Source organism: Phocaeicola sartorii JCM 17136 = DSM 21941 (assembly GCF_054653615.1).
This window is the reverse complement of the sequence record NZ_BAAIFW010000005.1, coordinates 3622020-3635102: the sequence shown is the minus strand read 5'-3', so window position 1 is coordinate 3635102 and position 13083 is coordinate 3622020. Positions and strand designations below refer to the sequence as shown.

General features: G+C 47.5%; 6 protein-coding genes. All 6 read left to right on the top strand.

Annotated elements, in window-relative coordinates:
• Position 1 precedes the first annotated feature (1 nt).
• The 6 genes from ACYQ0C_RS15530 to galB all read left to right on the top strand — a co-directional run bounded on the left by ACYQ0C_RS15530 (position 2) and on the right by galB (position 12963).
• A complete protein-coding gene (locus ACYQ0C_RS15530) occupies positions 2–2569 on the top strand; it encodes a beta-mannosidase (protein ID WP_016275674.1) in 2568 nt (855 codons plus the stop codon).
• A gap of 16 nt (positions 2570–2585) precedes the next feature.
• Positions 2586–4910: a glycoside hydrolase family 20 protein gene (locus tag ACYQ0C_RS15525; RefSeq protein WP_016275675.1), complete on the top strand. Its 2325-nt coding sequence runs from the start codon at positions 2586–2588 to the stop codon at positions 4908–4910.
• Positions 4911–5005: 95 nt separating this feature from the next.
• Complete coding sequence (locus tag ACYQ0C_RS15520) at positions 5006–6133, top strand: cyclically-permuted mutarotase family protein (protein ID WP_016275676.1); 1128 nt, start codon at positions 5006–5008, stop codon at positions 6131–6133.
• Positions 6130–8184 (top strand): glycoside hydrolase family 20 protein, encoded by a 2055-nt coding sequence (locus tag ACYQ0C_RS15515; RefSeq protein ID WP_016275677.1) that lies wholly within the window; start codon positions 6130–6132, stop codon positions 8182–8184. The genes ACYQ0C_RS15520 and ACYQ0C_RS15515 overlap by 4 nt, the downstream gene beginning before the upstream one ends.
• Positions 8185–8203: 19 nt before the next feature.
• The gene (locus ACYQ0C_RS15510; RefSeq protein WP_016275678.1) at positions 8204–10456 is read left to right on the top strand and encodes a GH92 family glycosyl hydrolase; all 2253 of its coding nucleotides are present in this window, start codon (positions 8204–8206) and stop codon (positions 10454–10456) included.
• A 20-nt stretch (positions 10457–10476) separates the two neighbouring features.
• Entirely contained in the window at positions 10477–12963 is a 2487-nt protein-coding gene (gene galB, locus ACYQ0C_RS15505) for a beta-galactosidase GalB (protein WP_369992627.1), read from the top strand.
• Positions 12964–13083: the final 120 nt, after the last annotated feature.

Genomic DNA, 13083 nt, shown 5'->3' with positions numbered 1-13083 from the left:
GATGAAGAAAACATTAAAAGCTTTGATGATGTTAGGATGCTTTCCGATGATGCTCTGTGCAAAAGAGTATAAGAAATCAGAGAACTTGATTTTGGATAAGGGATGGGAGTTCGCTCAGGCCGGCCGGAATGAATGGCTGCCGGCCACAGTGCCCGGAACGGTACATCAGGATTTGATTTCTCATCATAAACTGCCCGATCCGTTCTATGGGATGAATGAGCAAAAAGTGCAGTGGGTGGAGAATGAGGACTGGATCTATAAGACCACTTTTAATGTGACGGATGAGCAGCTTTCCAGAGATGCCGCCTTGCTGGTTTTCGAAGGACTGGATACGTATGCGGATATTTATCTGAACGGCTCTTTGCTGAAACGTACGGATAATATGTTTGTCGGCTATACTCTTCCGGTGAAGGAGGTGCTGCGGAAGGGGGAGAACCGTTTGCAGATTCTGTTTCATTCACCTATCAAGCAAACTTTGCCCCAGTGGGAAACCAATGGCTTTGATTACCCGGCTGATAATGACCATAGTGACAAGCGGGTCAGCATCTACAGCCGTAAGGCACCTTACAGTTATGGCTGGGATTGGGGAATCCGCCTGGTGACCAGTGGCATCTGGCGTCCTGTGACACTGACTTTCTATGATGTGGCACGCTTGGATGATTACTATGTCCGTCAGGCTTCGGTGACGAAAGAACGGGCGGAAGTAGAAAACCGTCTGACTGTAAACTGTGTTTCCACTGCTCCTCAGAAAGCGGAAGTAACCGTTGCTTGTTCTTATAAGAACGGTGAAAAGGTAACCGGACGGAAAGAGGTGACTTTGCAGCCGGGTACCAATCATATTCTTCTTCCCTTAGAGATAAAGCAACCCCATTTATGGATGCCCAATGGTTGGGGGGAACCTGCATTGTATGATTTTGAAGCCGAGGTAAAGGTGGATGATAAAGTGGTGGCTTCTCAAAAAGAGCGTATCGGACTCCGTACCATAAAGGTGGTGAAAGAGAAAGACGACCAGGGGGAATCTTTCTATTTTGTAGTCAATGGCGAACCGATGTTTGCCAAAGGTGCGAATTTTATCCCGGATGATGCGCTGTTGCCCGCCATTACCGAAGAGCGTTACCGCCGGTTGTTCAAGGATGTGAAAGACGCCAATATGAATATGATCCGTGTATGGGGCGGAGGTATTTATGAGGACGACGCTTTTTACCGGGCGGCGGACGAGAATGGAATACTGGTTTGGCAGGATTTCCTTTTTGCTTGTACCACTTATCCGTCTGATCCGGCTTTCATGAAACGGGTGGAGGCTGAGGCGGAATACAATATCAAACGTTTGCGGAACCATGCCAGCCTGGCTATGTGGTGCGGAAACAATGAAATTTACGAAGGCATGCGCTACTGGGGATGGGATAAGAAATACACCGACCCCGGTATCATGGAGGGAATGAAGCAGGGCTATGATAAACTTTTCCGCGAGTTGCTGCCCCGTAAGGTGGCCGAACTGGATCCGGACCGTTTCTATATGCACGGTTCTCCATACGAGGCCAATTGGGGACGTCCCGAAAGCTGGAAGATTGCCGACAGCCATAACTGGGGGATCTGGTATGGTCAGAAACCGTTTGAAAGTCTGGATACGGAAATCCCGCGCTTTATGAGCGAGTTTGGTTTCCAGGCATTTCCTGAAATGAAGACGATTGCTACTTTTGCCTCACCGGAAGATTATGCGTTGGAATCGGAGGTGATGAATGCTCATCAAAAGGCGACTATCGGTAATTTCCTCATCAAGAAGACCATGGGACTGTACTATAAGGTGCCCGAGGATTTTGACCAATTGGTTTATATGGGATTGGTTTTACAGGGAGTGGGAGTACGCCATGGCTTGGAAGCGCATCGTCGTAACCGTCCCTATTGTATGGGAACTTTGTATTGGCAGTTGAATGACAGCTGGCCGGTCGTTTCCTGGTCCAGCATTGACTATTATGGCAATTGGAAAGCGCTGCATTATCAGGCAAAAAGAGCGTTTGCTCCGGTATTGGTCAATGCCATCAAAGAAGGAGAGGATTTGAATATTTACGTCATGTCGGACAAGCTGGAAGCGGATAAAGAGGTGACTTTAGGGTTGCGTGTGATGGATTTTAATGGTAAAGTCCTGTCTAAGAAGGATATCAAGGGAGAGGTTCCGGCCAATGCTTCTGTCTTATATGCTAAGGAACCTTATGCGGGCATGACAACCAGCCCTCAAAATACGTTCCTTCTGATGACATTAAAAAACAAGAAAGGTGAGGTTTTATCCGAAGAAATTTATTACTTTAACCACGCAAAAGATCAGGAACTCCCGAAAACTGAAATCCGCTATAAAGTGAAACCGATGGACGGAAAATATGAGGTTACTTTGTCTGCTAAACAGTTGGCCAGGGATGTATTCATAGAAATTCCTGTTCAAGGGGCGAGATTTACAGATAACTTCTTTGACCTGTTGCCTGGACAGACAAAGAAAGTGATCATCACTTCGGAGAAGCTGAAGAAGGATGAAAAGGTTGATATAACGATCAGGCAATTAAGTGACACTAACTAATCAATTAATATCTATTATGAAAACTTTAACGGGCCTTGCAGGGCTGACAATGGCAGGATTTATGCTTTTATCCTGTAGCACAGAAGTGAAAGAAGCAAATTATCAGGTAATTCCGTTACCGCAGGAAATTTCGGTAATGGATCAGGCCACTCCGTTCATTTTGTCAAACGGAACCAAGATTATGTATCCGGAAGGCAATGAGAAGATGCAGAAGAATGCTGAATTTCTGGCAAGTTATATCAAAGACCTTACCGGAAAGACATTGGCTGTACAGGCTGGTACAGATGGTAAAGGGATTATTCTGCAATTGGGTGGAAATGCTGAGAATCCCGAAGGATACCAGTTGAAAGTGACCGGTGACCAGGTGGTCGTTTCCGGACCTACGGAAGCCGGAGTCTTCTATGGCATCCAGACTTTGCGTAAATCCATTCCGGCCGCACAAGGAGTGGATATCGCTTTGCCGGCGGTTGAGATCAATGACTATCCCCGTTTTTCTTATCGTGGTGCGATGCTGGATGTATCACGCCATTTCTTCCCGGTGGATTCAGTAAAACGTTTTATAGATATGTTGGCATTGCACAACATCAATCGTTTCCATTGGCATTTGTCGGAAGACCAAGGCTGGAGAATCGAAATCAAGAGCCGTCCTGAACTGACTGAAATCGGGTCAAAGAGAACTGAAACGGTTATCGGTCATAATTCAGGTAAATACGATGGCAAGCCTTATGGTGGTTTCTTCACTCAAGAGGAGGCTAAGGAGATAGTGGCATACGCTGCTGACCGTCATATCACAGTGATTCCGGAAATTGATATGCCGGGGCACATGCAGGCAGCCTTGGCCGCTTATCCTTATTTGGGATGTACAGGTGGTCCGTACGAAGTATGGAAGCAATGGGGAATATCCGACGATGTGCTTTGTGCGGGTAATGATGAAACCTTGAAATTTATTGATGATGTATTGGGAGAAATTATTCAGATTTTCCCGTCAGAATATATCCATGTGGGTGGTGACGAATGTCCCAAGGTGCGTTGGGCGAAATGTCCTAAGTGTCAGGCCCGTATCAAGGCTTTAGGTATCAAGGCGGACAAGAATCACAGTGCGGAGGAGAAACTGCAGAGCTTCATCATCAGTCATGCGGAAAAGTTCCTGAACGACCATGGACGCCAGATTATCGGCTGGGATGAAATTCTGGAAGGTGGGTTGGCCCCCAATGCTACTGTTATGTCATGGCGTGGTGAAGGTGGCGGTATTGAGGCTGCCAAGCAGAAGCATGATGTCATTATGTCACCGAATACTTATCTATATTTTGACTATTATCAAAGCAAGGATGTGGAACAGGAACCGGAAGCCATTGGCGGTTACTTACCTTTAGAGCGTGTGTATAGCTATGAACCTATGCCGGCATCACTGACACCGGAGGAACAGAAATATATTAAAGGTGTACAAGCTAATTTGTGGACGGAATATATTCCTACATTTAGTCAGGTAGAATATATGGAATTGCCACGTATGGCCGCTTTGGCAGATATTCAGTGGACAAATCCTGAACATAAGGATTATCAGGATTTCTTGCAGCGCCTGGTACGTATGGTGAAGATATATGATGTATATCAGTATAACTATGCCAAGCACGTATTCGATGTGACTGCCCGGTTTGAGCCTAATGCGGAAACAGGTACGGTGGATGTCACTTTGTCTACAGTAGATAACTGTCCGGTATATTATACATTGGACGGAACAGACCCCACTACCGCTTCACAGCTTTACACAGAGCCGGTGAAGATCGATACCAATTGTACGTTCAAGGCTATGGCTATTCGTCCTACCGGCAATAGCCGTATTGTGAAAGAAGACATTGCGTTCAGCAAATCGACTTCCAAGAAGATAACAGCTTTACAGCCGGTGAACAAGCAATATGAATTTGCCGGTATCTCTACGTTGGTAGATGGATTGAAAGGAAATAGAAATTATAAGACCGGACGTTGGATTGCTTTTTATAAGAACGATCTGGAAGCTGTGATTGATTTCGGACAGCCGGCTGAGTTCAGCAAAGTGACACTTACCACCAATGTGGAGAAAGGCGACTGGGTGTTTGACGCGCGTTCCATCAGTGTCGCTGTCTCAGAAGATGGTGAGAATTTCAAGCAAGTAGCTTCGGAAGAATATCCGGCGATGACTTTGGATAATCCGAACCAATTGTATGAACATACATTGAGCTTTGAACCTGTACAGGCACGTTATCTGAAAGTATTGGCAAAGCCGGAATACAGTATTCCTTCTTGGCATGGAGGTAAAGGAAATCCTGCTTTCCTGTTTGTGGATGAAATTACAGTAGATTAATTGTAGGAATCAGTGCGGGGGGTGCGTGGCGTTTCTCCTGAAAGATGGCTGCGCAACCCTGCTTATAAAGAATTTATAAACTTCACCATGAAAACATGATCAGGAAAATAATATATGGCGTTTATGCGATAATGGGCATGATGACAATGACTGCTTGTGGCAGCCGCCCGGATGCTTATGAAATATCTCTTGAGAAAATGCAGGGATTTCCTACAGAGGATGCCGGTTTTCTTAAGGGAGTTTCTGCATTATATGCGGGAGTGGTTGATGGAAATTTATTAATAGCCGGAGGTTGTAATTTCCCCGATACACCGGCAGCCGATGGCGGGAAAAAAGTCTTTTACCGGGATGTATATATAGCTCCTCTGTCAAATGATACCGTCTTTGAGTGGAAGAAAATAGGCCAACTGCCCCAGGCGGCGGCTTATGGAGTCACTATTTCTACTGAAAAAGGGTTAATTTGTGTTGGGGGAACTACAGCAACGCATAGCCTGTCTGATGTTTTTCTTTTATCTTTGCAGAAAGACACCTTGCACACAGATACTCTGCCGTCTTTGCCCGTAACTGTAGATAACATGGCAGGTGCATTAGTGGGGCACTCACTATATATTGTCGGGGGAAATGTGAATGGCGTTCCGTCTCCGTCCATGTATATGCTTGATTTGTCGGATTTGTCCGGAGGGTGGAAAAAAGGAACAGATATTCCGGGTGCTCCCAGAGTGCAACCTGTCTGCGTGGCGCAAGGCGGAAAACTTTATGTATGGGGTGGATTTGCTCCGGCTGTAGGGGAACGTCAGGCTTCTTTGTCGGTAAACGGATATGTGTATGTTCCGGAAACGGAAGCGTGGTCGCCGGTTGCCGCTCCGTGTGATGCGGAAGGAAATGAAATCTCTTTAGGCGGTGGAGTTGGAACGGCTTGGGGTGAGGATATGATATTGTGTGCCGGAGGAGTTGATAAGGATATATTCTTAAAGGCTCTGCAAGGTATTTATGCAGGAAAAGAATATTTGTCACATCCTGTAGAGTGGTATCGGTTTAACAGAAATCTGCTGCTCTATCATCCACAGACGGATAAATGGACTACATTGGGCGAATATGAGCAAGGTGCGCGTGCCGGAGCTGTAATGGTTTCGCAGGACGGATTTCATTACATGATCAACGGAGAGTTGAAGCCGGGTATCCGTACCCATGAAATTAACAGAATAAAAGAAAATAGAAGATGAGAAAATTGATTATACTGGCGGGAGCTGCATTAGGCTTGTTGCTTGCAAGCTGCGCGAAGGAAGAGAAACGCACAATTTCTGTTATTCCCGCACCACTGAATGTGGAATTGCAACAGGGAGTGTTTCCTCTGAATCCGGAAACAGGATTGTATATAGATGCATCCGAAGGAGATAAAAAGATTTTGCAGGATTATCTGGCGGCTTCTCCCATGAAGCTGAAACCGGTAGCAACAGAAGAGGGACACACGGTCATCTTGAAACAAGTGGCTCAATTGCCGGAGGTGGACTCTCCCGAAGGCTATGTTCTGACGGTAACTCCCGATCAGGTGCTTGTCCGGGCGACTTCCGGAGCAGGGTTGTTCTACGGAGTTCAGACCATGTTGCAGCTGGCTGATGGAAAAGGATTGCCGGCAGGAGTCATTACAGACAAGCCCCGTTTTGCCTATCGTGGTTTCATGATGGATGTTTCCCGTCATTTCTTCGACAAGGAATTTATAAAAAAGCAGCTGGATGCTTTGGCCTATTACAAACTGAACCGTCTTCATCTGCATCTTACTGACGCTGCGGGCTGGCGTATCGAAATAAAGAAATACCCCCGTCTGACAGAATTTGCGGCATGGCGCGAGTTTCCCACTTGGAAAGAATGGTGGAACAACGGGCGTCAGTATAAAGAAGAGGGCGGCAAAGATGCTTACGGAGGCTACTATACGCAAGATGATATCCGCGAACTGGTGGCATACGCTCAAGAGCGTTATATCACTGTTATTCCGGAGATAGAGATGCCTGCACATTCGGAAGAGGTGCTGACCGCTTATCCCGAGTTGTCCTGTACACACGAACCTTACAAGCAGGCCGATTTCTGTGTCGGTAATGAAAAGACTTTCGAGTTTCTGGAGAATGTGCTGACAGAAGTGATGGAACTTTTTCCTTCCGAATACATCCATATAGGCGGGGATGAGGCCGGTAAAGCCTCATGGCCCTCTTGCAAACTATGTCAGGCGCGTATGAAAAAAGAAGGCCTGAAGGATGTGAATGAATTACAGAGTTATCTGATCCATCGTATCGAAGTCTTTTTGAATGCCCATGGGCGTAAATTACTGGGATGGGATGAAATACTGGAAGGTGGACTGGCTCCCAATGCCACCGTTATGTCATGGCGTGGTACGGAAGGGGGAATGAAAGCGGTCGCTTCCGGACACAAGGCTATTATGACTCCGGGCGAGTTCTGTTATTTTGATTCGTATCAGGATGCCCCCGACTCCCAGCCCGAAGCGATAGGAGGATATCTGCCTTTGGCCAAAGTCTATTCGTTCAATCCTGTCCCCGATACGTTGGATGCGGACAAGGTGCCGTTGGTTTATGGAGTGCAAGCCAATTTGTTTACAGAATATGTCCCCACTCCGGAACATGCTGAGATGATGATTTATCCTCGTATTCTCGCTTTGGCGGAAGTTGCCTGGAGTGATCCGTCAGTGAAGGCCTACGATGATTTCCATGCCCGCGCCTTGAAAGCGGTGGAGGAATTGAAAGTCAAAGGATATCATCCCTTCGAATTGAAGAATGAGATAGGAAACCGTCCGGGAGCGGACCAGCCCGTACAACACCTGGCGGTAGGTAAAAAAGTGATTTACGGACCGGATGCCGCTTACTATCCCGGTTATTCAGCCGGTGGCGACAGTGCCTTGGTAGATGGCGTCATAGGAGGATGGACGTATGGTGACAGACGCTGGCAAGGTTTCATAGACAAGAAAAGAATGGATGTGACCATCGACATGGAGAAGGAAACAGCCATTCATTTTATCGGAGCGGACTTTATGCAGGTATGCGGCCCCGAAGTCTTTATGCCTTCTGAAGTAATCATTTCCGTTTCGAATGACGGCAAGGAGTTTACCGAGCTGAAGCGCATGGAGCACAAGGTGGTGAAGGACGATAAAGTGACTTTCACCAATTTTGGCTGGGAAGGAGATGCTAAGGCACGCTACATACGTTATCAGGCCTCTTCGGGTGAATTCGGAGGTTTCTTGTTTACGGATGAAATAGTAGTGAAGTAATATATAAACAACAAATAGCATGAAGAAACAGATTTTGTTATCGGCTGTTCTGGCTTGTTTCTCAGTTTTCTCTGCGACAGCACAGAAAGAGCCGGTAGATTATGTAAATCCTTTTGTGGGCACCACCAATTACGGTACCACCAATCCCGGGGCATTGACTCCTCATGGAATGATGTCGGTCACTCCTTTCAATGTGATGGGGGTTCCCGAAGGGGATAAGGACAAAGACAAGCAATGGTGGTCCACTCCATACGAATTCAACAACAAATACCTCACCGGCTTTGCGCATGTCAATCTTAGCGGTGTGGGCTGTCCGGAATTAGGCTCATTGTTATTGATGCCCACTACCGGCAAACTGGATGTGGATTACCATCATTATGGAAGTTTTTATCAGGGCGAGACGGCAAATCCGGGGTATTATACCAATAGGCTGGATAAATACAATGTGAAGTGTGAACTGACTGCCACTCCGCGCACCAGTATGGCGCGTTTCACTTTCCCTGCCGGACAAAGCAATATTTTGTTGAATCTGGGAGAGGGACTGACCAATGAGAGCGGAGCCACCGTCCGTTTTGTAAATGACCGTGAGATTGAAGGCACCAAGCTGCTGGGCACTTTCTGCTATAATCCTCAGGCGGTATTTCCGATCTATTTTGTAATGCGTATCAACAAAGTGCCGGCAAAACGCGGTTATTGGAAAATGATGCGTCCGATGGGCGCGGAAGCGCAATGGGACGATACAGCTGGTAAATACAAACTCTATACCGCTTATACCAAAGAAATAAGCGGAGATGATATAGGGGTGTGGTTTACTTACGACACCACGGCCGAAGAAGTGATTGAAGTCAGTATGGGCGTGTCTTTTGTCAGCATAGAGAATGCCCGTCTGAATCTGGAGAAGGAACAGCCCTTCGGCACCACCTTCGACAAACTGCGTGCGGAAGCCCGCAAGAAATGGAACGATGATCTTTCCCGTATCAGGGTGGAAGGCGGAACGGAAGAGCAGAAGGGGGTATTCTATACCGCCCTGTATCACACCATGATTCATCCGAATATCTTGCAGGACGTGAGCGGACAATATCCGCAGATGGAGGGAGACAAGATTCTGACCACCAACCGTAACCGTTACACGGTATTTTCCTTGTGGGATACTTATCGTAACTATCACCAGCTGATGACTTTGGTATATCCGGAACGTCAGATGGACATGATCCACACCATGATGGGCATGTACAAGGAACACGGATGGTTCCCGAAATGGGAATTGTATGGTCGTGAGACGTTGACGATGGAAGGAGACCCCTCTATTCCCGTTTTGGTGGACAGTTGGATGAAAGGATTGCAGGACTTTGACATTGACGAAGCTTATAAAGGCATGTACAAGTCGGCTACCACTCCGGGCAAGGACAACCTGATGCGTCCGGACAATGACGACTATATGTCCAAAGGCTATGTGCCGATGGAAAGCCAGTATGATAATTCGGTCTCCCATGCTTTGGAATACTATGTTGCCGACTATGCGCTTTCCACCTTGGCGGAGGCCTTGGGCAAGAAGGAAGATGCGAAACTGTTCCGCAAACGCTCCATGGGCTATAAGAATTATTATAGCAAGGATTTCGGGACCTTGCGCCCGATAACCAAGGAAGGCAAGTTCTACGAACCGTTTGACCCGAAAGAAGGAGCTAATTTCGCACCCAGCCCCGGTTTCCACGAAGGAAACGCATGGAACTACACGTTCTTTGTGCCTCATGATATCGATGGTCTGGTAAAACTGATGGGGGGCGACAAGAAATTTGTCGACAAGCTGCAAAGCGTGTTCGATGAAGGAAATTATGATCCGGCCAACGAACCCGATATTGCTTATCCTTACCTGTTCAGCCGCTTCAAGGGCGAAGAATGGCGTACACAGAAATTGGTGAAGGAACTGCTGGCCAAGTATTTCACCACCAAACCGGACGGAATTCCGGGCAACGATGATACGGGTACGATGTCTGCATGGGCCATATTCAGCATGATGGGATTCTATCCGGATTGTCCGGGTGTGCCCGAATATACATTGACCACTCCTACTTTCGATAAGGTGACCATTCAGCTTGATCCTAAATATTGGGGCAAGAAAGAATTGGTTATCAAGAAAGAAGGACAAGGGGATTATATAAAGGAGGTCAGACTGGGCAATAAGAAAACCAATAAGTATCTGATCTCTCATGACGATTTGATCAAGGCAGGTGAGATTACTTTTATAGTAACAGAAAATCCTAATAAGAAATAACGATGAATACGAAACGATTTTTGTTTGCCGCGTTAGGGGCTGTTTGTTCTTTTGCTTTCTTGCAAGCGCAGGTACGTACGGAGCAGACTCTCGAGAAAGGGTGGAAATTTACCCGTGAAGATAATGCGGAGTTTGCCAGTCCTGCTTATAATGACAGCAAATGGCAGAGTGTCACCGTTCCTCACGACTGGGCGGTCTATGGTCCGTTCAGCATCAATAATGACAAGCAGGAAATGGCCATCACTCAGGACGGACAGACCGAGGCGATGGAACATGCCGGACGTACCGGAGGTCTCCCGTTTGTAGGAACCGGATGGTACCGCTTGAACTTTGACGCTCCCGGTTTTGAGAAAGGCAAGAAAGCTACATTGATCTTTGATGGAGCAATGAGCCACGCCCGTGTCTATGTGAACGGGCAGGAAGCCGGTTACTGGCCATACGGTTATAACTCTTTTTATGTGGATGCCACCCCTTATCTGAAGCCGGGTGAGAGGAACGAGCTGGCAGTCCGTCTGGAAAACGAGCGGGAGTCATCCCGCTGGTATCCCGGGGCAGGGTTGTACCGCAATGTCCATCTGGTTATCAATGAAGATGCGCATATCCCTACTTGGGGAACTGTGGTGACTACTCCGGTAGTGAAAGAGAACTATGCCAGGGTCAATGTGAAGACTGAGTTTGTGATGCCTGAGGGGAAGAAGGTCAGCGACTATCGCATTGTGACCACCATCCTAGCCCCCGATGGAAGAAGGATTTCTTCCGAGGACAAGCCCGGTGACAAACTGGACGCTACTTTCTTCAACCAGAATTTTGTGGTTTATAATCCGTCTTTATGGTCACCCGAGAATCCTGCGTTGTATAGCGCAGTGACAAAAATATATGATGGGGAAAAGCTGAAAGACGAATATACCACCCGTTTCGGCATCCGTACCTTGGAAATTGTTCCCGACAAGGGCTTTTTCCTGAACGGGAAGCTGACCAAATTCAAAGGGGTGTGCAATCACCATGACCTGGGCCCGTTGGGTGCTGCCGTAAACGACGCGGCCATCCGTCGCCAGATCCGTATCCTGAAAGATATGGGTTGCAATGCCATCCGTACCTCCCATAATATGCCGGCACCCGAGCTGGTCCGCGCCTGCGATGAGATGGGTATGATGCTGATGGTGGAATCTTTCGATGAATGGAAAGCCGCCAAGATGGCGAACGGATATCACAAGATATTCGATGAATGGGCCGACAAGGATCTGACCAATCTGATCCGCCATTATCGCAATAACCCCAGTGTAGTGATGTGGTGTATCGGGAATGAGGTGCCCGACCAGTGGAATGGCAGCCGTGGCCCGAAACTCTCGCGCATGTTGCAGGATATCTGCCATCGTGAAGATCCTACCCGCCCTGTAACACAAGGAATGGATGCACCCGATGCGGTAGTGAACAATAATATGGCCGCTGTGATGGATGTGGCAGGTTTCAATTACCGTCCTCACAAATATCCCGAGAACTATAAGAAACTGCCGCAGCAGATTATTCTAGGTAGTGAGACCGCTTCTACGGTCAGTTCACGTGGGGTCTATAAATTCCCCGTTGTCCGTCAGGCAATGAAGAAATATGACGACCATCAATCTTCCTCCTACGATGTGGAACATTGCGGCTGGTCTAATCTGCCGGAAGACGACTGGATATGGCATGAGGATAACGCTTGGGGGATCGGAGAGTTTGTATGGACAGGCTTCGACTATTTGGGCGAACCGACTCCTTACTATACTGACTGGCCCAGCCATTCCTCCTTATTCGGTATCATCGACCTGGCGGGCTTGCCCAAAGACCGTTATTATCTGTACCGCAGTCATTGGAACAAAGGCGAGGAAACGCTGCACATCCTTCCTCACTGGACATGGCCGGGACGTGAAGGAGAAGTGACCCCGATCTTTGTCTATACCAATTATCCGTCGGCGGAAGTGTTTATCAATGGCAAGAGCCAGGGTAAGCGCACCAAGGATTTGACTGTAACGGCTGAGAACAGTGCGGACTCTGCCTCCATAGCAGATTTCAAGCGTCAGAAACGTTACCGTCTGATGTGGATGGATACCAAGTATGAGCCGGGAACCGTGAAAGTGGTTGCGTATAATGAGAAAGGGGAGGCTGTGGCCGAAAAGGAAATCCATACGGCAGGCAAACCCGACCATATAGAACTGGTTGCAGACCGCAATGAGATAAAGGCTGACGGCAAAGACTTGTCGTTTGTCACCGTAAGGGTGGTGGATAAAGACGGTAATCTTTGTCCCGACGCGCAGCACCTCATCAAGTATGCTGTGAAAGGTGCCGGAACCTATCGTGCCGGAGCCAACGGAGACCCCACTTCATTGGAGTTGTTCCATGTTCCGCAGATGAAGGTGTTTAACGGAATGATGACTGCTGTCGTGCAGAGTACCGGCAAACCGGGAGAAATCACGCTGACCGCAACAGGTAAAGGACTTAAATCAGGTAGGCTAGTTTTAATAAGTAAGTAAAAAGATTTGTTTCAATTTCCACTATCTGTGCCCCGCTTGATTTTATTAAGCGGGGCTTATTTATTAAAAAAGTTAGAAAATAATTGGGAAAATCTGCTCTTAAGAGTGAAAAAGTTACTA

Bases quoted from the DNA above. Each gene is read 5' to 3' on its own strand.
- ACYQ0C_RS15515 (WP_016275677.1), top strand. From the start codon at position 6,130: ATGAGAAAATTGATTATACTGGCGGGAGCTGCATTAGGCTTGTTGCTT.
- ACYQ0C_RS15510 (WP_016275678.1), top strand. From the start codon at position 8,204: ATGAAGAAACAGATTTTGTTATCGGCTGTTCTGGCTTGTTTCTCAGTT.
- ACYQ0C_RS15525 (WP_016275675.1), top strand. From the start codon at position 2,586: ATGAAAACTTTAACGGGCCTTGCAGGGCTGACAATGGCAGGATTTATG.
- ACYQ0C_RS15520 (WP_016275676.1), top strand. From the start codon at position 5,006: ATGATCAGGAAAATAATATATGGCGTTTATGCGATAATGGGCATGATG.
- ACYQ0C_RS15530 (WP_016275674.1), top strand. From the start codon at position 2: ATGAAGAAAACATTAAAAGCTTTGATGATGTTAGGATGCTTTCCGATG.